The sequence below is a fragment of the Chelatococcus sp. KU-N122 genome (genome assembly GCF_055391085.1).
In genome coordinates this window covers 7,889,250-7,909,949 of sequence record NZ_AP043981.1, presented here as the reverse complement: position 1 = coordinate 7,909,949, position 20,700 = coordinate 7,889,250, and the positions used below count along the sequence as shown (strand labels likewise).

Here is a 20,700-nt window from a genome sequence, read left to right as displayed (position 1 = left end):
CGATTGGCGCGCGGCGGGTCGGCATTGCGAGCGGGGGCGCCCCGTGTTTTCCTGATGCGGGGAGAACTGGGAGTTCGACATGACCAGTGACGCCGGCTTTGTCGGGAGCATTCCTCAATACTACGATCAAGGCCTTGGGCCGGTGCTGTTCGTCGACTACGCCGACGATATGGCGCAGTGCGTTGCGGCCTACCAGCCGGCGCGCGTGCTCGAGACCGCGGCCGGCACCGGCATCGTCACCCGCCGCCTGCGCGATGTCCTGCCGGCTGACGTTCACCTGACGGCAACCGATCTCAACGCGCCGATGCTCGATGTCGCGCGTACGAAGTTCCGGCCGGATGAGCAGATCGACCTTCAGCCAGCCGATGCGACGGCGCTGCCCTTCGCCGATGGCAGCTTCGACGTGGTCGTCTGCCAATTTGGCGTGATGTTCTTTCCCGACAAGGACAAGTCCTATCGAGAAGCCTACCGTGTCCTGGCCGCTGGCGGCCACTATCTGCTGAGCGTCTGGGACGCCCATCGCCACAACCCCTACGGCCGCATCGCGCACGAGGTCGTGGCTCGCGTCTTCCCGGAGGATCCGCCCCAGTTCTACCGGGTGCCCTTCTCCTGCCACCAGATCGATCCGATCAAGGAAGCCTTGATCGAGGCAGGCTTCTCCGAGATCAGCGTCGTCGTGCTCAGACGGGAGAAGGAGGTGCCCGACGTGGCGGCCTTTGCCCGCGCAGGCGTCTACGGCAACCCGCTCATCGACCAGATCCGGGCGCGCGGCAGCGTCGATCCCGAACGCGTCGTCGACGCCCTTGCACAGGAACTGCGCGGCGAATTGGGCAATCCCGCCCGCGTGCCGCTGCAGACGATCCTGTTCTCGGCAAGAAGGCCGCTGTGACGTCAGCGGTGGCTGAAGAAGAATTTGAGGCACATAAAGTATTCAGACGTGGGGTCTCAGCTAATCACAGCCACTTCTTCCAGCGAAAGAGGAAGTAGGGGGCGATGGCCGCGACCACCATCATGCAGAGCGCCAGGGGATAGCCGAAGTGCCAGTCCAGCTCCGGCATGACCTTGAAGTTCATGCCGTAGACCGAGGCGATCAGGGTCGGTGGCATGAACACCACCGCCATGACCGAGAACAGCTTGATGATGTTGTTCTGCTCGATGTTGACGAGGCCGAGCGTCGCATCGAGCAGGAATTGGATCTTGTTGGTCTGGAAGGAGGCGTGCTCCTCGAGCGACTGCAGGTCGCGCAGGGTGCTGCGCACCTGCTCGCGCAGCTCCTTCGACACGCGGTTGGCGCGATACGCCACCGAGAGCGATAGCAGCACCCGCTCGATCGACAGCAGGCTTTCCTTGCTCTTGGAGATCAGGTCGCCGTAGCGGCCGAGCTTCTGGAGCAGTTGCTCGTATTCGGCGTTGCGCTTGCCGGGATCGGCCTTGTGCTCGAAGACCGTCCTGGAGATGTGGTCGATATCCTCGGCCACCTGCTGCAGCACCTCGGCGGCCCGGTCGATGATGGTGTCCATCAGCCCGGCCATGACCTCCTCCGCCGTCAGGCCGCAGCCGTTGGGCTTGGAAGCGCGATTGGCGAACATCTCGAAGGCCTTGGGCTCGCCGTAACGGACCGTGACGGCGACGCTGTCCTTGAGGATGAAGGTGACGCTGGTGAGCACCGGGTCGCGGTCGACCTTGTAGAGCAGGCGCGTCGTCATGAAGCGCGCCCCGTCCTCGGCGTAGATGAGCTCGGACGGCTCGATGTAGTCGGTGTCCTCGCGCGTCGGCACCGAGATCTTGAGGTGCTGCTCCACCAGCCGGTCCTCGTCGCGCGTCGGCTCGAGCATGTCGATCCAGAGGACGTCCGCAGGGATCGCCTCACCCGGGCCGAGCGTGTGCTGTTCGAGGCACGGGGCCCCCTCGCGGGTCGTGCCCGGCCGGTGAATCACGATCATGGGAGGCCTCCTCGCGGCTGCTTATGCGACCCGGCGACGTCGCCCGCATGACAGCTTTTGTTGTTCGCCGTCAACGACATGAATGGTCGCGCCGGCAGCCCCCGGGTGCGGGCGCGATCGTCTCGGACGGGAGTTCTAGAGTGCTTCACGACCGGGTGGAACCACCCGGCCGGAGAGACGCGATCCAGATTCAAGGAGTTGGAGAATTCCGACCCGATCAGATGTGTCCATCTGATCGGGACATGCTCTGGAGCGCTTTGCGATTGGGTGAACCCACCCAATCGCGAAAAAGCGCTCCAGATTCAAAAGACTATGAGCATTTCTCTGCCATTGGATGATCCCATCCAATGGCGAAATGCTCTAGCCGGCCAGGGCGACCGGGGCGGCCTGCACGGACTGGGCGCCTCCGAGCACCGCCTGTTCCAGGCCGGAGGCGGCCGGGGCGAGGTTCTCGGCGAAGAAGCGCGTCAGCGCGATGCGCCCGGCATGGGCGGGGTTGGCGTCGCCGCCGGCCATCGCCTCGTGCGCCGCGAGCGCCGAGGCGGTCAGCGCGCTCAGGCCCTCGGCCAGGCCGAACAGGCGCAGGTAGGGCGCCGCCCCCGCCAGCGCGTCATCGGGCGCGTTGCCGGCGAGTGCCTTCAGCATGTAGGCCGTGGCCCGGTCGAGCGATTCCGCCGCTTCGCGCAGGCGCGCCGCGGTGGTGCCGAGGGCGTCGGCGCGCGCGTTCATGGCGCGGGCGGCGGTGATGCGCATATCGGCGATGGCGGCGCGCACGGTCTCGCCGCCGGCGACCGGCAGCTTGCGGGCGACCAGGTCGATGGCCTGGATGCCGTTTGTGCCCTCGTAGATCGGGGCGATGCGCGCGTCGCGCAGGTGCTGGGCGGCGCCTGTCTCCTCGATGAAGCCCATGCCGCCGTGGATCTGCACGCCGAGGGAGGCCACCTCGACGCCGATATCGGTGGAGAACGCCTTGGCCACCGGGGTCAGCAGCGAGGCATGGGCGTGGGCCGCCGCCCGCGTCGCCGGATCGGGGCCGAGATGGGCGCCGTCGAGCGCCGCGGCGGTGCGGTAGCAGATGGCGCGGGCCGCCGCGGTCAGCGCCTTCATGGTCATCAGCATGCGCTGCACGTCGGGGTGGGCGATGATCGGGCTCATGGCGTCGGCGGCGCCGGCGGCCCGTCCCTGGCGGCGCTCCTGCGCATAGGCCAGCGCCTGCTGGAAGGCCCGTTCGGCGATCGCCACACCCTGGATGCCGACGGAGAGACGCGCGTTGTTCATCATGGTGAACATGCAGGCGAGGCCGCGATTCTCCTCGCCGATCAGGAAGCCGACGGCGCCGCCGTCATCGCCGAAGGCCATGACGCAGGTGGGCGAGGCGTGCACGCCGAGCTTGTGCTCGATCGAGGCGCAGCGCACGTCGTTGCGGGCGCCGAGCGACCCGTCGGCGTTGACCAGGAACTTGGGCACCAGGAAGAGCGAGATGCCGCGCGTGCCGGGCGGTGCGTCGGGCAGCCGGGCGAGCACGAGATGGACGATGTTGTCCGTCATGTCGTGCTCGCCGTAGGTGATGAAGATCTTCTGGCCGGTGATGCGGTAGCTGCCGTCGCCGACGGGCACCGCCCGGCTCCTCAGGGCCGACAGGTCGGAGCCGGCCTGCGGCTCGGTGAGATTCATGGTGCCGGTCCAGGTGCCGGCGACCAGCTTCTCCAGATAGATCCGCTTGAGCTCGGGCGAGGCGTGGGCGGCGAGCGCCTCGATGGCGCCGCTGGTGAGCAGGGGCGCCAGCGAGAACGCCATGCAGGCGGAGTTCCACATCTCGGCGCAGGCCACCTGCACCAGCATGGGCAGCCCCTGGCCGCCCCATTCCGGCGGTCCGGCGACGGCGTTCCAGCCCGCGGCCGCCCAGTCGGTGTAGGCTTCCTTCCAGCCGGGGGCGGTGGTCACCTCGCCGGCGGTGAAGGTGGCGCCGTGGCTGTCGCCCACCCGGTTCAGCGGCGCCAGTCGCTCGCCGGCGAAGCGGCCCGCTTCGTCCAGCACCTGCTCGATCAGGTCGGCGCCGAGCTCGCCGTAGAGACCGTGCGCCTGGGCGGCATCGAAGCCGGCGGCGTGGCGGATGGTGTCGATCATGTCCCGGACGGGAGCGCGGTAGGTCATGGCGTGCCTCAGCTCGGCAAATCAGCGCGTGGTTTGACGGACGATGTCCGCCGATCTAGAGCCAACTCGGCGCCAAAGGAAACAACGTTGTCGTCGGGGCGGTCCCGACGCGGGTGGCGCGGGCCCATGGTGCGTTCGCAACGATTGCCAGCAACGGCGGAAGGGATCGAGCGTGCCGCCGGACTCATCCGCGGCGGCGGGCTCGTGGCTTTCCCGACCGAGACGGTCTACGGCCTGGGCGCCGATGCGGGCGACGCGCGCGCCGTCGCGGCGCTCTACGCGGCCAAGGGCCGGCCGTCTTTCAACCCCCTCATCGCCCATGTCCCGACCATCGCGGCGGCCGAGCGCCTCGGGCGCTTGGGTGGAGCCGCGCGGGCGCTGGCCGAACGCTTCTGGCCCGGTCCGCTGACGCTCGTCGTCCCACGGCGCACGACGGATGAGGTGTGCGATCTCGCCACCGCCGGCCTCGACACCGTGGCGCTGCGCGTGCCGGCGCATCCGCTGGCGCTGGCCTTGCTCGAGGCCGCCGGCCGGCCGGTGGTGGCGCCGTCGGCCAACCGGTCCGGCCACGTCAGCCCGACCACGGCGAGCCATGTGCTCGACGACCTCGGCGGCCGTATCGACGCGGTCCTGGACGGCGGCGCGACGCCGATCGGAGTCGAATCGAGCATCGTGCTGGTGGACGGCGACGATGCTGTGCTGCTGCGGCCGGGCGGCCTGGCCCGCGCCGAGCTCGAGGCGGCGTTGGGCCGCAGGCTGGGGGAACTGAGCGGGGCCGGCACCGACCGGCCGCAGAGCCCCGGCCTGCTCGCCTCCCACTATGCGCCCCAGGCGCGGGTGCGGCTTGCGGCGACCGAGGTGAGGGCGGGCGAGGCGGCGCTGCTGTTCGGTGGCTTTGAGCCGGCCGGCCTGGAGCGGGCAGCGGCGATCGTCAACCTGAGCCCGGCCGGCGACACCCATGAGGCCGCCGCCGCGCTGTTCGGCGCCCTGCGGCGCCTCGACGCTTCCGGTGTTGCGGGCATCGCCGTGGCGCCGGTGCCCGACGACGGCCTCGGCGAGGCCATCAACGACCGGCTGCGCCGCGCCGCCGCACCACGACCCTGAATCGACGGCGGACGCCTAGAGCAGTCTCCTTCGAGCTCGCTCGTCCTCTTCCTCGGCTTCGCCTGACGCGGACGTGGCCGAGCCGGGCCCGGCCACGTTCGCGCGGGCCAAATCGGACCTCAGCCGGCGAGCTTGGCGGCGATCTGCGCCACGTGCCGGCCCTGGAACCTGGCACCTTCCAGCTCCACCGCCGAGGGCTGGCGGCTGCCGTCGGCGCCGGCGATGGTGGTGGCGCCGTAGGGCGAGCCGCCCTTGATCTCGTCCAGGCCCATCTGGCCGGCAAAGGCATAAGGCAGGCCGACGACCACCATGCCCTGATGCAGCAGCACCGTATGGAACGACAGGGTGGTCGATTCCTGGCCGCCGTGCTGGGTGGCGCTGGAGGTGAAGACGGAACCCACCTTGCCGACCAGCTTGCCCTGGGCCCAGAGGCCGCCGGTCTGGTCGAGGAAGCTCTTCATCTGCGAGGCCATGTTGCCGAAGCGGGTCGGCGTGCCGAAGATGATGGCGTCGTAGCCGGGCAACTCGTCGACGGTGGCGACGGGGGCGGCCTGCTCGAGCTTGAAATGCGCGGCCTTGGCGGCCTCCTCGGGAACCGTTTCCGGCACGCGCTTGACGACGGCTTCGCCGCCGGCGGAGCGGACGCCTTCGGCGACGGCCTGGGCCATCGTCTCAATGTGGCCGTAGGACGAGTAGTAGAGAACGAGAACCTTTGCCATCGACGGAACCTTCCAGCTTGGGCGCGCCGGCGCGGAAGCGTGGGCGCAGGCGGCGACGGCGGGAGAATGGGCACCTCGCCGCCGCAAGGGAAGGTCGATGATCGCAACCGTTCGATTGCAAAATTGCAAGCTGTGGGCTTAGTGGACGGATGGGCGGGGCGAGCCTCGCACCTCCATCACCCTGTGACGGTTGGGTAACGATGACCGCGGAAACGATCCTCAGGCCGCCGCCCCGCCTCGGCGCGCACGGCCTGGCCCTCGACGATTTCCGGCTGGTGCGGGCGGTCGCCACGGCCAAGGGCCTGGCGGGTGCGGCGGCCGAGCTCGGCGTCAACCATTCCACCGCGTTCCGCCGCCTGGGCCAGCTCGAGCAGACGCTGGGCTGCACGCTGTTCGAGCGCCATCGCACCGGTTACGAGCTCACCCAGGCGGGCGAGGAGATGGTGCAGATCGCGGTGCGCATGGAGGAGGACGCGGCCGCCTTCGTCCGTAAGGTCGAAGGCAAGTCGCTGTCGCCCTCGGGCGAGCTGCGTGTCGCCACCAACGACGGGCTGATGATGATGCCCCTGACGCCGATCTTCGCGGCGTTCAGCAAACGCTATCCGCTGATCCGGCTCGACGTGGTGCTGGGCAACGCCCCGCTCAACCTGTCGCGTCGCGACGCCGACGTCGCCATCCGCGCCACCGAGCGACCGCCGGATACCCTGGTCGGGCGGCGCATCGCCTCCATCGCCTGGGCCGTCTATGGGCGGCGCGAGGACTTTGCCGGCGTCGCCCCTGACGACCCGGCACGCTTCGCGGGGCGCGCCTGGGTCGGCCTCGGCGAGGACCTCGCCGCCATCAAGCCGGCGCGCTTCGTGCGCGAGCAGGTCGCGGCCGATCAGGTCATCTATCGCGTCAATGCTGTCGCGGGCCTGGTCGACGCCGTCGTGCACGGCATCGGCATCGGCCCGCTGCCTTGCGTCGCCGGGGATAGCAATCCGGCGCTGCTGCGGCTGACCGAGCCGCAGCAGGATCTATCCGGCACGCTCTGGCTGCTCACCCACCCGGATCTGCGCCAGGCGGCCCGCGTGCGCGCGTTCATGGACTTCGCGGGCAATGAGCTGGTGCGGCTACGGCCGTTGCTGGAGGGCGCGATGCCGCAAATCGGCTGACTACGTCCGGCGCGCGGCGTCCGCGCTGAAGCCACCGGCGCCGAAATGCGCGATCTGGAGCAGGCCGCCGGCGATCGCCAGGTTCTTCAGGAAGTGGATCGTCTGGTTCTGGTCGCCGAATTTGGCGTGGAAGCCGAGAGCCGCAGCGATGCTGAACACGGCCAGCACTAGGGCCGCCCAGCGCGCCTGATAGCCGACAAGCAACAGCAGGCCGCCGCCGAGCTCGACGATGACGGCGACCCAGTAGGCCAGCGTCGGCAGCGGCAGGCCGGCGGCGCTGATGTAGGCCTGGGCGCCCGCCGGCCCCAGCAGCTTGTTGATGCCGCTCATGATGAAGATGATGGCGATCAGGAGCCGGCCGAGGGCTGGCAGGTAGCGTGTGGCGTCGGTCAAGATGCGTGTCCCCAAATGGCGATGGCGGTAGCGCTCGACGAGGCTCACGCCTCGGCCGCCGCAGCAAAAGGAAGCTGCGTCGATCATGATCTGAAGGCAATGTGCAAGTTCGCAAGCCCGATCATATCCGAATGCAAGCTGATAGCCATTTGATTCGGTGAATCGCAACTGAACAGAAAAACTGTCCTAGTCGCACTTGGACGAGCATCATCCAAGTGCGAAATGTTCCATTTTTAAAAATCTGAAGCGCTTCTCTTGCGGCTGGGTGAGTCAACCCAATCACGAAGCGATTCAGGCGCTGCAAATCTTGCCTGGATTTTTTCTTATTTGTCGTGCCGCGACCGCTTCGGACGCGATCGCGGCCAGGATACGCCCGGCCGCGATCGGTGAAACCTGTCAGCCGACCGTCACGACCAGGCGTCCGCGCACCTTGCCGGCGAGGATGTCGGCCGCCGCCTGCGGCACCTCGTCGAGGCTGATGGTGTGCGTCAACTGCGCCAGCTTGGCCTTGTCGAGCTCGGCTGCCAGCCGGGTCCAGGCCTCCTGCCGGATCGGCTTCGGGCACATGACGCTGTCGATGCCGAGCAGGGCCACGCCGCGCAGGATGAAGGGCGCCACCGAGGCGGGCAGGTCCATGCCCCCGGCCAGGCCGCAGGCTGCGACGGCGCCGCGGTACTTGGTCATGGCGAGGACGTTGGCCAGGGTCTGCGAGCCGACCGAATCGACGCCGGCAGCCCAGCGTTCCTTGCCGAGCGGGCGCCCGGGGGCGGCAAGCTCGGCCCGCTCGATGATCTCGGCGGCGCCGAGGCCCTTCAGATAGTCAGCCTCGGCGGGGCGGCCGGTCGAGGCGATGACGTGCCAGCCCGCCCTGGCGAGCAGCGTTACCGCCACGGAGCCGACGCCGCCGGCCGCGCCCGTTACCACCACCGGGCCGTCGGCGGGCTTGAGGCCGTGGCTCTCGAGCGCCATCACCGACAGCATGGCGGTGTAGCCGGCGGTGCCGATGGCCATGGCTTCGGCCGCCGTCAGCCCCTCCGGCAGCGCGATCAGCCAGTCGCCCTTGACGCGGGCGACCTCGGCATAGCCGCCCAGATGCGTTTCGCCCACGCCCCAGCCGTTGAGGACGACGCTTCGGCCGACCGGAAAGTCCGGGTTCGACGAGGCCTCCACGACGCCGGCGAAATCGATGCCGGGGATCATCGGAAAGCGGCGCACCACCGGCGACTTGCCGCTCAGCGCCAGCCCGTCCTTGTAGTTCACCGTCGAGTGCGTGACGCGGACGGTGACGTCGCCGTCCATCAACTCCGCCTCGTCGAACTGCTCGAAGCCCGAGCTCTGGCCGCTGTCGGTCTTGCGGACGACGAGTGCCTTGAACGTGCCCATGGGTGCCTCCTGTGATTGCCGATCGGTGTGGGCGAGAAAACTTGGAGCATAGCCGATCGCGCCATGCTCCAATGGGCGCGTCGTTGCAAAGCGGCCGCCTCAGCTCAGCTGGTGGGCAAGGGCGTTGCGGACCGGCGCCGGTGAAATCGACATGACGCCGGTGAACGGGTCGCTCATCTCGACGATCAGGAACATGGCGGTGGCGATGGACAGCGCGCACATGGCCAGGGCTGCGAGCGCGAGTGCGTTGCGCGGTGCGAACAGCCCGAAGCTGGCGAAGATCAGGCTGATCCAGACGGTCAGCGCGGCGACGAGCAGCGGCGTGACGCTGCTGCTGTTGCCGACGATGACCTTCCAGCGCATGGCCACCAGATTGCGGTAGAGCTGCACCACCTCGGCCTTGAGATCCCTGCCGTCCTGGGTCGCAGGCTGGATCTGGTAGATCTCGTCCTCGACCCGCTGCAGCAGGCCCGCCGATTTCGGGTCTTCCACCACGATCCGGTTGGGATCGTCGGGCCAGGTGTCCTCGAGGGCCTGGCGTGTGTAGGTGACGAGGTTATCGCGCGCCGCCTGGCCGAGCGGCCCGAAGTGGCGCAGTGAGGCGTCGAGCATGATGACGTAGGTGGAGAACTGGCGGATGCTCTGGTCGGTCTCGTCGAACGACGTCTTCACCGACGAGATCAACAGGCCCAGGATCAGTGACGTCATCGCCGCGACCACGCCGACGCCGAGCTTCACCACGTCGCGCGTCTCGGACGACAGGTGGCGCTCGGGGAGCCTGGGGCTGAACGCCATGGCGAGCAGGGCGCTGCCCAGCACGCAAACGAAGATGGCGGCCGCTACGGCATAGGCGTTCATCGCTGGCGGATGATCCCGGAAAGTGGACGCCGCGTTCCGACCCGCGAATCCGTGCTCAGGTCTGCCCCGGCCTCAGCTTGTAGAAGATGTGTCGGCCGATGACATCCATCTTCTTGAGCTTGTTGGCCCATCGCGGGCGCACGTAGTCGGCGTGGTAGTGCGTGGCGCCGCCCACGTCGGCCAGGTAGGTGGTGCCGTCCAGGACCGCCTGGGCGATGCGCACCGCCGTCTGCCACGATTCGCGATCGTTGGTGACCAGCCGCTTGCCTTCACAGGCGAAGGAGAATTGGCAGGCGTTGTGCCGGTGGCGGTTCTGGTAGACCACGCCGCAGACCGTGGTGGGATAGAGGCCGCTCTTGACCCGGTTCAGCACGACCTGGGCGACCGCCGCCTGACCCGTCTCCGGCTCGCTGCGCGCTTCGAAGTAGATCGCCTCGGCCAGGCAGCGCTGCTCGCGCGCGACGCGGTCCGGGCCGATCAGGCTGGCGTAGTTGGGCCGGTCGGCGTCCGTCCTGAGGGCGACCGAGACACCGCGGCCGGCCGACAGCGCGACGGGCGCGGCAGCGATCGCCATGGGCGTCTCCGCCGGCACCGGCGTCGCCGAAGACAAGGCCACGGCGCGCGGCACGGCGGGCGTGGCGCCGTCGAGCGCGCCGGGCGGGCGCCGCGGGTCGATGGTGCCGTCGCTGCCGACCGCGCCCGGCGAGGGGGCGGCGGGCAGCTCCTGCTCCATGGACTGGCCGGAATCGCTGGCCCACGGCTCGAAGGCGGTCATGGTTTCGAGCGGCGGCAGCTCCAGCGATCCCTGCATCAGCACGGTCGGCGGCAAGGTCCGCTCGTCGCGCATGAGCACCAGGCGTCCGGCGTCGTGCGGCGTGGCGGCGGCCAGGGCGGCGGTCTGGATGCCGCGGCGGCTCAGGCTGGGCCTCAGGGCGACGATCGGGTCGCCTTTGCCCGTGCGGATCACCTCGGGAAAGGTCGGGGTCCGCGCCTGGCGCGCGTCGCGCTTGAGATCGTCCCGCGGCGGCGTGCCCAAGGCTTCCGGGTCGGGCGGCAAGGGATCGTCGACGGCGAGACGCGCCAGCTGCAGGCGCGCGCCCTCGGGCAGGCCGAGCGTGGCCGCGGCCAGGCCGGGCGCGTCGGGGATCAGCGACCCCATGTCGAGGAGGGCAGCCTTGACCGGCGTGGGGCCGGCACTGAAGCCCGCGTCGAGCGCCGGGCCGGCGGACGCCGTGAACGAGACGACGAGGCCGGCCGCGAGCGCCCATGGCACCGTGGTGGCCAGCGCCCATCCCATCGCCGTACGACGCATACGCAACTTCACGACGCCGTCCATCCACCCCGACGGGTCGACGCTGCATTGCACTTCGGCAACGCTCAAGCGCCGTTCCCAAACTGCTGGAGTTATCGTCGGTCAGCGTTGAGAAAGCGTAAAATCGGTCGCGGACGGCTGTGCCGGACCGGAACGCGAAGGCTATGCCGGAACGTGTCCCGATCAGACGAAGTCATCTGATCGCAGAAAAATGCTCCCGCTCTTTGAGCAGGAGCGCTTCTTCTGCGATCGAGGCGATGCCGCCGCATCGCGCGCCGGGTGGGAGCGCCCGTGGCGTCGTGCCGGTTCGCGCCCGGCCACGACGGCGGCGGCGTGGCGCCTCAGCCGGACTTGCGGCTGAGGGCGGCCTGGGCCGCGGCAAGGCGCGCGATCGGCACCCGGTAGGGGGAGCAGGAGACGTAGTCGAGGCCGGCCTCCTCGCAGAACGCCACCGAGGCTGGATCGCCGCCATGCTCGCCGCAGATGCCGACCTTGAGGCCGGGGCGGGTGGCGCGCCCACGCTCCGTGCCGAGCTTGACCAGTTCGCCGACACCGTCGCGGTCGATGGTGACGAAGGGGTCGGTGGGGAGCAGCCCGCCGGCGGTGTAGATGCCGAGGAAGGAGGCCGCATCGTCGCGACTGATGCCGAGCGTCGTCTGCGTCAGGTCGTTGGTGCCGAACGAGAAGAATTCGGCGCTCTCGGCGATCTCGCCCGCCCGCAGCGCGGCGCGGGGCAGCTCGATCATCGTTCCCACCTGGTAGGCGATGGTCGCCTGGCGCTCGGCCCCGACGGCCTTGGCCATGGCGTCGATACGCTGCTTCACCAGATCGAGCTCCGCCTTGGTCATGACCAGGGGAACCATGATCTCCGGCGTGACCGGCACGCCGGTCGCCGCTGCGGCGTCGAGCGCCGCCTCGAAGATGGCGCGCGCCTGCATCTCGGCGATCTCGGGATAGGCGACCGCGAGGCGACAGCCGCGGAAGCCGAGCATGGGGTTGACCTCATGCAGCTCCTGGGCACGGCGCTTGAGCTTGTCGACCGAAGCGCCGATCGCCGCCGCCACCTCGGCGATCTCCTCGTCGGTCTGCGGCAGGAACTCGTGCAGCGGCGGGTCGAGCAGGCGGATGGTCACCGGCAGGCCGCCCATCAGGGTGAACAGCTCGACGAAGTCCGAGCGCTGCATGGGCAGCAGCTTGGCGAGGGCGGCACGGCGGCCGTCGGTGGAATCGGCCAGGATCATCTCGCGCACGGCGAGGATCCGGGTCGCATCGAAGAACATGTGCTCGGTGCGGCACAGCCCGATGCCTTCGGCGCCGAAGTTGCGTGCGGTCTTGGCGTCGCGCGGCGTATCGGCGTTGGTGCGCACCTTCATGCGCCGGGCGGCGTCCGCCCAGCCCATCAACGTCGCGAACTCGCCCGACAGCTCCGGCTCGACCATGGGCACGGCACCGAGCAGGACCTGTCCGTTGGAGCCGTCGAGGGTGATGACGTCGCCCTTGCCGAGCGTGGTTCCCGCAGCGCTCAGCGTCTGTGCCTTGTAATCGACGCGGATGCTGCCGGCCCCGGAGACGCAGGGTTTGCCCATGCCGCGGGCGACGACGGCTGCGTGCGAGGTCATCCCGCCGCGGGTGGTGAGGATGCCCTCGGCCGCATGCATGCCGTGGATGTCCTCCGGGCTCGTCTCGACGCGCACCAGGATGACCTTGCGGCCGGCCTTGCGCGCCTCCTCGGCGTCTTCCGAGGAGAACACGATCTGGCCGCAGGCCGCGCCGGGCGAGGCCGGCAGGCCCGAGGCGAGGATCTTGCGCTCGGCCTTCGGGTCGAGGGTCGGATGCAGCAGCTGATCGAGCGCCTGCGGCTCGACGCGCATCACCGCTTCCTCGTGGCTGAGCAGGCCTTCATTGGCGAGATCCACGGCGATGCGCAGGGCCGCCTTGGCGGTGCGCTTGCCGTTGCGGGTCTGCAGCATCCACAGCTTCCCGTCCTCGACGGTGAACTCCATGTCCTGCATGTCGCGGTAGTGCGTCTCCAGCACGCCGTAGATGCGCACCAACTCGGCGTAGACCACCGGCATCGCCGCCTCCATGGAGGGGCGGTCGGAGCCCGCGGCGATACGCGCCTTCTCGGTGATGTTCTGCGGCGTGCGGATGCCCGCCACCACGTCCTCGCCCTGGGCGTTGATGAGGAACTCGCCGTAGAGCTCCCTGGCGCCGGTGGACGGATCGCGGGTGAAGGCGACGCCCGTGGCCGAGGTGTCGCCGCGGTTGCCGAACACCATGGCCTGGACGTTGACGGCGGTGCCCCAGCTCGCCGGGATGCCGTGCAGCTCGCGGTATTTCTGTGCCCGGGCGTTCATCCACGAGCCGAAGACGGCGCCCATCGCGCCCCACAGCTGCTCGTGCGGATCCTGCGGGAACGGCTTGCCCAGGGCCTTCTCGACGATCTCCTTGTAGCGGGAGACCAAGTCCATCCAATCGCTGCCCGAGAGCTCGGTGTCCAGGGTGTAGCCCCGGCGATCCTTGTGCAGCTCGAGCGCTTCCTCGAATTCGTGGTGCTCCACGCCTAGCACCACATCGGAATACATGGTGATGAAGCGCCTGTAGCTGTCCCAGGCAAAGCGCTGATCGCCGGTGACGCGCGCCACGGTTTCGACCGTGACGTCGTTGAGGCCGAGGTTGAGCACCGTGTCCATCATGCCCGGCATGGACGCGCGGGCGCCCGAGCGCACCGACACGAGCAGGGGATTGTCCCGGTCACCGAAGGCCTTGCCGGTGATGCGTCCGACCTCGGCGAGCGCGGCGGCGACCTGCTGCTCGAGCTCCGGCGGATAGCTCCGGCCGTGGTCGTAGAAATAGGTGCAGACCTCGGTGGAGACGGTGAAGCCCGGTGGCACCGGGAGGCCCAGATTGGCCATCTCCGCGAGATTTGCGCCTTTGCCGCCGAGGAGGTTTTTCATGGCGGCTTCGCCTTCGGCGCGTCCGTCGCCGAAGGAATAGACCCACTTGGTCATGCTTGGCACCGTACTTGGCTCCCCATCAGGGGGAGCGGACAACAGCCGAGCCTTGACCGATCGCGCGCCAAAACGCAATGGCGCGCGCCGCCGCGCCCCCCACGGGGACGGGCGCATGGTCGAGGCCGGCATTCGGCACGGGCGCAAGCGCCCGCGAGTGATGGTCAGATCCGCAGCAGCGGCCCGATCCGGTCGCCGAACAGCCCGTAGAGGCCGATCAGGATCAGGTAGAGCGCCACGATGACGTTGAGCAGGCGTGGCATCAGCAGGATGAGGACGCCGGCGATCAGGGCGATCAACGGCTGCAAGGTCACGCGCAGGTTCATGGGAGGGTCTCCGGGAGTGAGCCGGGTCGGCGCCGCGGGAGCGCGCCTGCGGGCTCGATGAGCAGATCGCGGGGGGCGGCCATGCCGATCGCTCAGAAGCGCCGGCCGAGAAACAGGCCGATGATGACGGCCGCGAGCGTCGCGTTGGCCAGCGTCTTGCGTGAGACGAGGGGTGAGCTTCGGCTGCCGGTCGCGGCGCCGGCGACCTTCTCGCCGATGCCACGGGCCTGCTCGCCGACCGCACGAGCGGCCTGGAAAGCTTGGGCGGCGGCGCTGTTGGCCGTGGTTCCGACCCGATTGGGCTGCGGCCGGTCGCGGGCGAAGGCGACGGCGAGCGCGACGACGGTGACGATCAGGGCCACGCCAGCCACCGCCAGATGGCCGACCAGCGGTCCCTGCCCCCATTGATAGGCAACGGCGACGAACAGGGCGCTGAGCAGCGCGACGAGCAGGATGATGGTGCCGGTGAGCGCGATCGCCAGCCCCACCAGCGTGCGGATGGCGCGCCGGCGCAGTGAGGCCAATTCGCCCGCGACGGCCGCGAGCAGGGAGCCCAGCATCAACGGCCCCGGGACATCATGCCGACGATCAGTCCGACCCCCAGCGCGGCGAGCACCGTGCCGAGCGGGTTGCGGCGAACGGTCGCCTCGACGTCGCTGGCGAAGTCGCCCGCGTGCGCTTTGGCCGAGCCGGCGATGTCGGCGCCGGCCGAATAGGCGTCGTTCGCCGTCGCATAGACGCTGTCCTTGACCGAGCGGACACCCTCGGTGACGCGCGAGGCCGCCGCGGCGCCGCGTTCGCCGGCGATGCCGGCCACCGTCTCGCTCAGCCGGGAGAGATCGTCGCGCAGCCTCTGGAGATCGGCGGAAATGTCGCTGCTCGCCGCGTTGAGGCTGGCGCCGATCTCGTCGGCACCCTTGCGCAGATCGGCTTTGGCCTTGCTGGCCTCGTTCGCAATCGTCTCGCCGACGCTCGGTGTGCCGGGAGAGGTGGGATCGTTGGCGGCCATGAAGAGGGTCTCCTTCCCGCGGCGGGGATGCTGGGTGGGCAGGGCAAGGGCGGCTTCGGCTTGCCGGTTCGGCGGATCTCGCTTGACGCCTGGCTGGCGGCGATCGGCCGCGCCCGCGCTCGTTCATCAAACGCACCGACCTTAGTCTGGTTCCTCGCGCACGGCCAAGGCGACGTTTCGCGCCCGTTCAAAAGCGAAGCCGATTGCGACTCCGGCGAGCGAAGCTCGAGCTCGAACGATATATCTTGCGATATAGTCGGTCGTGGTATATCTTACGATACATCAGAAGGAGGATATCCGATGTTCGGATCACATGGATGCGGCCGCCGTGGCGGCCCTTGGAACGATGAGCCCCACCGCCAGGAGTTCGGCGGCTGGGGCGGTGGCCCCGGCCGCGGCAGCCGCGGTTTCGGCGGACGTGGCGGGCGTGGCTTCGGCGGCCCCGGCGGCGGCGATTTCATGCGGATCGGCCGCATGCTGGCCCACGGCGACCTGCGGGTGCTGGCGCTGGCGCTCATCGCCGAGCAGCCCCGTCACGGCTACGAGATCATCAAGCTGATCGAGGAGAAAACGGCCGGCTGGTACAGCCCGAGCCCCGGCACGGTCTATCCGACGCTCACCTATCTGGAGGACGCCGGCTACATCGAAGCCACCAGCGAGGGCAGCCGCAAGCTGTTCACCATCACCGCTGAAGGCCGTGCCTATCTCGAGCAGAATCGCGCCTTTGCCGACCAGATCCTGACCAAGCTCGATCAGCTCGGCGAAAAGATTGGCCGCATGCGCCGCATGTTCGGCTGGGGCGACGAGCGCGGCGAGCACGGACCGCCGCCCCTGGTCAAAGCCGCCTTCACCAATCTGCGGGAGGTGGTGGCCCAGCGGCTGGAGAACGATCCGAACGCCGAGGCCAAGGTCGTCGAGGTGCTGGCCCGCGCCGCGGGCGAGCTGAAGCAGGGCTGAGGCCGTTACCGGGCGGCGCGAGCCCGATGCCGAGATCCGGCTGCGGCAGATGTCGTGGCCGGGCCCGCCCGGGCGTCTTTACCGTATCTGCGCTCCGGGGCGGAGCGCTCAACTGGAGGATTGAGCATGCGCTATGTTGCCGTTCTCGCCGCCGGGCCGAACGCCGTTCCCGGCCGCCCGGTGCACGAGCAGGACCCGGCCATCATGCACGCGCATCTGAAGCACATGCGCCGGCACTACGAGGACGGTTCGGTCCTGTTCGGCGGCCCGTTCCGCTCGAGCTTCGGCGGCGTCGTGCTGATCGAGGCGGGCGACCTCGCCGGCGCCCGCGCCATCATCGAAGCCGATCCTGCGGTCGCCGGCGGCATCATCGCCTTCGATCTGCACGGTGTGCGGCCTTATTTCGACGCCATCGCCGGCGAGGCATGGGAGCCGCGGGGTCGCGACGCGGTCGAGGCCTCGTTACGGACGCCGGCTCCGCACGTGCGGCCCGCATAGCCTGCGCGGCCCTCGGTGAGCGCTCGCGTCCGGCACGGCGTCGTGCCGCGATGCAGGCCAAGGCCCGCTGCTGGCGGGCGGACGGCTGGCCGGATCTGGCTCGGTCCTGACGGCAGGGCAGAGGTTCCAGCACGCCTCTTGCATGCATCCTGACCCGTTTGCCGGAGCAGGGCGCCGCACGAGGCTCAGCCGTGGATTTTGATCTCATCTTCCGCAACGCCTGCCTGGGCGACGGCGGGCCTGCACGCGATCTCGGCATCCGCGGCGGACGGATCGTCGCCGTCGCCCCCGGTCTCCTGGGCGATGCTCCGGCGGAGGATCTCGGCGGCCGTCTGGTCGTTCCCGGCTTCGTCGAGACCCATATCCACCTCGACAAATCATGCCTCCTGGGCCGCTGCACCTGCGAGCAGGGCACGTTGGACGAGGCGGTGGCCGCGGTCGCCGCGGCCAAGCGCGGGTTCACCGAAGAGGACGTCTACGCGCGCGGCGCGACGACGCTGCGCAAGTCCATCGTCCAGGGCACCATGCGCATGCGCACGCACGTGGAGGTCGATCCGCGCATCGGGCTCACCAGCCTGCGGGCGATCAAGCGGCTGAAGCGGGATTTCGCCTGGGCGATCGGCATCGAGATCTGCGTGTTTCCGCAGGAAGGCCTGCTCGACGACCCCGGCTGCGACGCGGTGATGGTCGAGGCGCTCGAGAGCGGCGCCGATGTCGTCGGCGGCGCGCCCTACATGGACAGGGATTCGCACGGCCAGATCGCCCGGATCTTCGAGCTGTCCCAGCGCTTCGGGGTGGATATCGACCTCCATCTGGATTTCGGTCTCGATCCGGCGCACCTCGACGTCGAGGAGGTGTGCCGGCAGACCGACGCCGCCGGCTGGGGTGGCCGCGTCGCCGTCGGGCACGTGACCAAGTTCTCGTCGCTGCCGCCGGAGCGCTTCGAAGCCGTGGCGAGAATGCTGGCCAACTCCGGCGTGGCCGTGACCGTGCTGCCGTCCACCGACCTGTTCCTCACCGGGCGCGACCACGACCGCGACATTCCGCGCGGCGTGACGCCCGCTCACCGCTTCCTGGCTCACGGCGTGAACTGCTCGCTCGCCTCCAACAACGTCCTCAATCCGTTCACGCCGTTCGGCGATTGCTCGCTGCTGCGCATGGCCAATCTCTACGCCAACGTTGCCCACGTCGGGACGCCGGCCGGCATGGCGGCCTGTTTGGACATGGTGACGTCCCGACCGGCGCGCCTCCTCAATCTCGACGACTACGGCATCGCCCCGGGCCTGCCTGCGGATTTCGTCGTGCTCGATTGCGACACGCCCGCGAACGCAGTGGCGGAGATCGCCCAGCCGCTGCTCGGCGTGAAGGCCGGGCAGCGCACCTTCACGCGGCCGCGGGCCGAGATCCACGAGCCGCAATAAGGAGCGGACAGGGCTGCTCCGATGCCGTGAAGCTCGAGCGCTTCCGTCGTGACCGGTGAGGCCGCCTGGTTACGACGCCCCCTCGGCGCCGACGACTTTGTTCCGTCCGGCTCCCTTCGCCCGGTAGAGCGCATCATCCGCTGTCTTGAGCAGGCTCTCGATCGTGGTGCCGGACGGGCTTGCCAGATGGGCCAATCCGACACTCACCGTGAACCGAAGCATCTGGCCGTTCGGAAGAGGAGAGTGGAGATCCTCGATCCGTGATCGGAGGCGCTCGGCTACGTCCGCGGCTTCTTCGCCGCTTGTCTGCGGCAGGAGGATCGCGAACTCCTCGCCGCCGATGCGGCCGAACAGATCCTGCTTCCGCAGCGTACCGGCAACGACCGCCGCGAATCCGACGAGCGCCGTGTCGCCGGCCGCATGACCGTAGGTGTCGTTGATGCGCTTGAAGTGGTCGATGTCGAGCAGCACAACCGCCAGAGGATCGGCGGCCGTCGCGATGAGCGCTTCGGCGCGCGTCACGAAGGCCGCGCGGGCGAGGACTCCCGTGAGCGCGTCGTAGGTCGCGCGGTGCGCGAGCTTCCTCATGAGCTCCGCCCTCGCCGTATTGATGCTGGCGACCGTGAGCGGGCCGAGGGTGAGGAGCATGATGCCGAGGCGGTCCGACATGGTCGTCTCGTCAATCTGAGCGACGTGCTGCCCGGCAAGCCCCAGCGACACCGTGATCAGGTTCCAGATGCTGACCAGCATCGCCAGGAGGACGGCGGGAAACAGAGGATAGGCGAGCGCGCACCACAGGAGCGCCGGCGACGGCAGGGCGAGCGCGCCGACGCCGCCGACGAAGAAGCCGATGAACAGGGAAACTGTGAGAGCAGCCACCGGCGCGGCCTTGGCGATGGCGATGCGTTCATCCCCGGCCCGTTGCCGACGCAGCGACAGTGAGAAGCGGCCTTCGGGTGCGGCGAGGATGACCGGCAGGACGATGATGCCGTTGACGAGCTCGGTCGTGAACCAGAACGCGGCGCCGGAGAGGAGATCCCGACCGAAGAAGACGGGAGCCGCTCCCGCCCCGACCACCGCCGCGGCCCCGGAGGCACACGCGAGAATCCCGAGGAGATAGCCGACCGAGAGTGGCCGCCGCATCGCGCGGTCGTCGGCGCCGAGGCGGCCGAATAGGAGCACGCCGGTGACGACGCCGGCGAGATTGGCCGCGGTCAGCCACGCGGTCAGCGCGAGGGTCCCGCCCGTCGAGAGGTCGGCGGTGAAGTAGCCGACGGTGGCGGCGATCCAGCCGGCCGCCGACGCGAGCCGCGGAAAGCGGACGAAGAGGCCGAGGAGGATGGCATTCGCAGGCCAGAACGCGGCAAGAAATCCGAGAGGCCGCGTGAGAATTCCGATGAGACACGCCGTGAGAGCCACTGCGAAGACGATCGTCGCGACCATGAACTCGCGACGCCAGCCCTGAAGCCCTCCTCCCTTCATGCGGTCCGTCTCCCGCCGACGCGTGATGCGCGCTTTTCCGCGACAGTGCCGCTGTTGGACATCGAGGTCTAGAGCATCGGACCCAAAGGGGGCCGCCAGCTTTGGGAAAACCCGATACCAAAAATAAAGAAAGGAGCCAGGTCGGCAGCTCCGATTCCGTCGTAGCGCCCCCCGCACCGACGTACGATGCCCTGAGCATTCGGCGCTTGCGACGGCGCATGTCCAGCCTGACGGAGACAGGCGCTCGAGCAGCGCGCCGTGGCGCGCTGGCGTTCTTGGCCCTCAAGTCTATCGCCAAGATGATCGAAGCAAAGCCGATGGCGTTGCTGCTCGATGCCCTCGCTGCCGAAGCAAGACTGAACACGGCACGATGGCGGCATTTGCCTGGAACAGCACGCGCCCGCAGGCGCCGTGGCCGGCGCCGCGGGTGCTCAACTATCGTGGACGCGCCGTCAGGGGCAGCGTCCACGATGTCGTCGTTGCGGGTACGGGTGTCGACATCGTCCCGCGTCTTGTCTCGACCGAGCGCAAAGCAAGCTTCGCCTGTGGCATTCGCAGCGGCAATGCCGGCCCCGGGCCGCCGGCTATGTCCTCTGCTTGTAGTACGTGTCCTTCTTGATCACCTTGTCGCCTTGGAACTCCCAGAGATCGCAGCCGAGCGTGTCGATGGCCGTGCCGTCGGGGGCGGTGCCGCGCACGCGCCACTCGGTCAGCCCCTTGTCGCCCATGAGCCAGCTCCGGGCTTCGGTCCATTGCAGGTCGGGCGAGGCAGCGAACCGCTTTGTCAGCGCCGCCTTGATCGCCTCCGGCCCCTTCAGGGTCGAGCCCGCCGGCTCGGGGCCCGCGGCGGCGAGCATGACGCCGTCCTCGGCGAAGAACGAGGCGACGGCCTCGGGCTGATGGTCGTTGAAGGCGGCCAGCAACTGGTTCAGGCGCTCCAGGGTCATGGATTGGGACACGGTCGTTTCTCCTTGTT

At 69.1% G+C, this 20,700-nt stretch carries 19 protein-coding genes; 6 read left to right on the top strand and 13 right to left on the bottom strand.

Annotated elements, in window-relative coordinates; genetic code table 11:
- Nucleotides 1-79 precede the first annotated feature (79 nt).
- A complete protein-coding gene (locus ACZ5PO_RS35695) occupies nt 80-889 on the top strand; it encodes a class I SAM-dependent methyltransferase (RefSeq protein WP_464187477.1) in 810 nt (269 codons plus the stop codon).
- A gap of 64 nt (nt 890-953) precedes the next feature.
- Here ACZ5PO_RS35695 and corA read toward each other — a convergent pair whose 3' ends face one another.
- The gene (corA, locus tag ACZ5PO_RS35690; RefSeq protein WP_464187476.1) at nt 954-1,943 is read right to left on the bottom strand and encodes a magnesium/cobalt transporter CorA; all 990 of its coding nucleotides are present in this window, start codon (nt 1,941-1,943) and stop codon (nt 954-956) included.
- Nucleotides 1,944-2,303: 360 nt separating this feature from the next.
- On the bottom strand, nt 2,304-4,097 hold the full coding sequence (locus ACZ5PO_RS35685) for an acyl-CoA dehydrogenase (RefSeq protein WP_464187475.1): 1,794 nt from the start codon (nt 4,095-4,097) through the stop codon (nt 2,304-2,306).
- A gap of 126 nt (nt 4,098-4,223) precedes the next feature.
- Here ACZ5PO_RS35685 and ACZ5PO_RS35680 point away from each other — a divergent pair, with 126 nt between their 5' ends.
- On the top strand, nt 4,224-5,201 hold the full coding sequence (locus tag ACZ5PO_RS35680; RefSeq protein WP_464187474.1) for an L-threonylcarbamoyladenylate synthase: 978 nt from the start codon (nt 4,224-4,226) through the stop codon (nt 5,199-5,201).
- A gap of 119 nt (nt 5,202-5,320) precedes the next feature.
- Here ACZ5PO_RS35680 and wrbA read toward each other — a convergent pair whose 3' ends face one another.
- A complete protein-coding gene (gene wrbA, locus ACZ5PO_RS35675) occupies nt 5,321-5,920 on the bottom strand; it encodes an NAD(P)H:quinone oxidoreductase (protein WP_464187473.1) in 600 nt (199 codons plus the stop codon).
- Between the two features lie 200 nt (nt 5,921-6,120).
- Here wrbA and ACZ5PO_RS35670 point away from each other — a divergent pair, with 200 nt between their 5' ends.
- On the top strand, nt 6,121-7,074 hold the full coding sequence (locus tag ACZ5PO_RS35670; RefSeq protein WP_464187472.1) for a LysR family transcriptional regulator: 954 nt from the start codon (nt 6,121-6,123) through the stop codon (nt 7,072-7,074).
- On the opposite strand, the gene ACZ5PO_RS35665 is transcribed toward ACZ5PO_RS35670, so the two are convergent.
- The 8 genes from ACZ5PO_RS35665 to ACZ5PO_RS35630 form a co-directional block, all read right to left on the bottom strand.
- The gene (locus tag ACZ5PO_RS35665) at nt 7,075-7,404 is read right to left on the bottom strand and encodes a DoxX family protein (protein WP_464197164.1); all 330 of its coding nucleotides are present in this window, start codon (nt 7,402-7,404) and stop codon (nt 7,075-7,077) included.
- Between the two features lie 459 nt (nt 7,405-7,863).
- Nucleotides 7,864-8,850 carry an acrylyl-CoA reductase (NADPH) gene (acuI, locus tag ACZ5PO_RS35660; protein ID WP_464187471.1) on the bottom strand — a complete coding sequence of 329 codons (987 nt, stop codon included), beginning with the start codon at nt 8,848-8,850 and terminating at the stop codon, nt 7,864-7,866.
- Between the two features lie 99 nt (nt 8,851-8,949).
- Nucleotides 8,950-9,708, bottom strand: coding sequence for a bestrophin-like domain (locus tag ACZ5PO_RS35655; RefSeq protein ID WP_464187470.1), 759 nt, complete (start codon nt 9,706-9,708; stop codon nt 8,950-8,952).
- 55 nt (nt 9,709-9,763) lie between these two features.
- Nucleotides 9,764-11,089, bottom strand: coding sequence for a cell wall hydrolase (locus ACZ5PO_RS35650; RefSeq protein ID WP_464187469.1), 1,326 nt, complete (start codon nt 11,087-11,089; stop codon nt 9,764-9,766).
- Nucleotides 11,090-11,361: 272 nt separating this feature from the next.
- Nucleotides 11,362-14,031: a pyruvate, phosphate dikinase gene (ppdK, locus tag ACZ5PO_RS35645; protein ID WP_464187468.1), complete on the bottom strand. Its 2,670-nt coding sequence runs from the start codon at nt 14,029-14,031 to the stop codon at nt 11,362-11,364.
- 164 nt (nt 14,032-14,195) lie between these two features.
- Nucleotides 14,196-14,357, bottom strand: a complete 162-nt coding sequence (locus ACZ5PO_RS35640; RefSeq protein ID WP_464187467.1) for a DUF3096 domain-containing protein — start codon at nt 14,355-14,357, stop codon at nt 14,196-14,198.
- Nucleotides 14,358-14,449: 92 nt separating this feature from the next.
- On the bottom strand, nt 14,450-14,917 hold the full coding sequence (locus ACZ5PO_RS35635; protein ID WP_464187466.1) for a hypothetical protein: 468 nt from the start codon (nt 14,915-14,917) through the stop codon (nt 14,450-14,452).
- Complete coding sequence (locus ACZ5PO_RS35630) at nt 14,917-15,366, bottom strand: ElaB/YgaM/YqjD family protein (protein ID WP_464187464.1); 450 nt, start codon at nt 15,364-15,366, stop codon at nt 14,917-14,919. Before ACZ5PO_RS35630 ends, ACZ5PO_RS35635 begins: the two co-directional genes overlap by 1 nt.
- A 300-nt stretch (nt 15,367-15,666) precedes the next feature.
- Between ACZ5PO_RS35630 and ACZ5PO_RS35625 the strand changes: the two genes are divergently transcribed.
- The 3 genes from ACZ5PO_RS35625 to ACZ5PO_RS35615 all read left to right on the top strand — a co-directional run bounded on the left by ACZ5PO_RS35625 (nt 15,667) and on the right by ACZ5PO_RS35615 (nt 18,242).
- The gene (locus ACZ5PO_RS35625) at nt 15,667-16,323 is read left to right on the top strand and encodes a PadR family transcriptional regulator (RefSeq protein WP_464187463.1); all 657 of its coding nucleotides are present in this window, start codon (nt 15,667-15,669) and stop codon (nt 16,321-16,323) included.
- Nucleotides 16,324-16,449: 126 nt separating this feature from the next.
- Nucleotides 16,450-16,821 carry a YciI family protein gene (locus tag ACZ5PO_RS35620; RefSeq protein ID WP_464187462.1) on the top strand — a complete coding sequence of 124 codons (372 nt, stop codon included), beginning with the start codon at nt 16,450-16,452 and terminating at the stop codon, nt 16,819-16,821.
- A gap of 191 nt (nt 16,822-17,012) precedes the next feature.
- Entirely contained in the window at nt 17,013-18,242 is a 1,230-nt protein-coding gene (locus tag ACZ5PO_RS35615) for an amidohydrolase family protein (RefSeq protein WP_464187461.1), read from the top strand.
- 69 nt (nt 18,243-18,311) lie between these two features.
- On the opposite strand, the gene ACZ5PO_RS35610 is transcribed toward ACZ5PO_RS35615, so the two are convergent.
- Both ACZ5PO_RS35610 and ACZ5PO_RS35605 read right to left on the bottom strand, forming a co-directional pair.
- Nucleotides 18,312-19,724, bottom strand: coding sequence for a GGDEF domain-containing protein (locus ACZ5PO_RS35610; RefSeq protein WP_464187460.1), 1,413 nt, complete (start codon nt 19,722-19,724; stop codon nt 18,312-18,314).
- A 584-nt stretch (nt 19,725-20,308) separates the two neighbouring features.
- Entirely contained in the window at nt 20,309-20,683 is a 375-nt protein-coding gene (locus tag ACZ5PO_RS35605) for a nuclear transport factor 2 family protein (RefSeq protein ID WP_464187459.1), read from the bottom strand.
- Nucleotides 20,684-20,700 lie beyond the last annotated feature (17 nt).

What these genes read in the sequence shown, in the direction of transcription:
- ACZ5PO_RS35680 (WP_464187474.1), top strand. Translation starts at nt 4,224, where the DNA reads ATGGTGCGTTCGCAACGATTGCCAGCAACGGCGGAAGGGATCGAGCGT.
- ACZ5PO_RS35695 (WP_464187477.1), top strand. Translation starts at nt 80, where the DNA reads ATGACCAGTGACGCCGGCTTTGTCGGGAGCATTCCTCAATACTACGAT.
- ACZ5PO_RS35610 (WP_464187460.1), bottom strand. Translation starts at nt 19,724, where the DNA reads ATGAAGGGAGGAGGGCTTCAGGGCTGGCGTCGCGAGTTCATGGTCGCG.
- ACZ5PO_RS35640 (WP_464187467.1), bottom strand. Translation starts at nt 14,357, where the DNA reads ATGAACCTGCGCGTGACCTTGCAGCCGTTGATCGCCCTGATCGCCGGC.
- acuI (WP_464187471.1), bottom strand. Translation starts at nt 8,850, where the DNA reads ATGGGCACGTTCAAGGCACTCGTCGTCCGCAAGACCGACAGCGGCCAG.
- ACZ5PO_RS35670 (WP_464187472.1), top strand. Translation starts at nt 6,121, where the DNA reads ATGACCGCGGAAACGATCCTCAGGCCGCCGCCCCGCCTCGGCGCGCAC.
- corA (WP_464187476.1), bottom strand. Translation starts at nt 1,943, where the DNA reads ATGATCGTGATTCACCGGCCGGGCACGACCCGCGAGGGGGCCCCGTGC.
- ACZ5PO_RS35625 (WP_464187463.1), top strand. Translation starts at nt 15,667, where the DNA reads ATGTTCGGATCACATGGATGCGGCCGCCGTGGCGGCCCTTGGAACGAT.
- ACZ5PO_RS35630 (WP_464187464.1), bottom strand. Translation starts at nt 15,366, where the DNA reads ATGGCCGCCAACGATCCCACCTCTCCCGGCACACCGAGCGTCGGCGAG.
- ACZ5PO_RS35685 (WP_464187475.1), bottom strand. Translation starts at nt 4,097, where the DNA reads ATGACCTACCGCGCTCCCGTCCGGGACATGATCGACACCATCCGCCAC.
- ACZ5PO_RS35635 (WP_464187466.1), bottom strand. Translation starts at nt 14,917, where the DNA reads ATGCTGGGCTCCCTGCTCGCGGCCGTCGCGGGCGAATTGGCCTCACTG.
- ACZ5PO_RS35620 (WP_464187462.1), top strand. Translation starts at nt 16,450, where the DNA reads ATGCGCTATGTTGCCGTTCTCGCCGCCGGGCCGAACGCCGTTCCCGGC.
- ppdK (WP_464187468.1), bottom strand. Translation starts at nt 14,031, where the DNA reads ATGACCAAGTGGGTCTATTCCTTCGGCGACGGACGCGCCGAAGGCGAA.
- wrbA (WP_464187473.1), bottom strand. Translation starts at nt 5,920, where the DNA reads ATGGCAAAGGTTCTCGTTCTCTACTACTCGTCCTACGGCCACATTGAG.
- ACZ5PO_RS35665 (WP_464197164.1), bottom strand. Translation starts at nt 7,404, where the DNA reads ATGAGCGGCATCAACAAGCTGCTGGGGCCGGCGGGCGCCCAGGCCTAC.
- ACZ5PO_RS35655 (WP_464187470.1), bottom strand. Translation starts at nt 9,708, where the DNA reads ATGAACGCCTATGCCGTAGCGGCCGCCATCTTCGTTTGCGTGCTGGGC.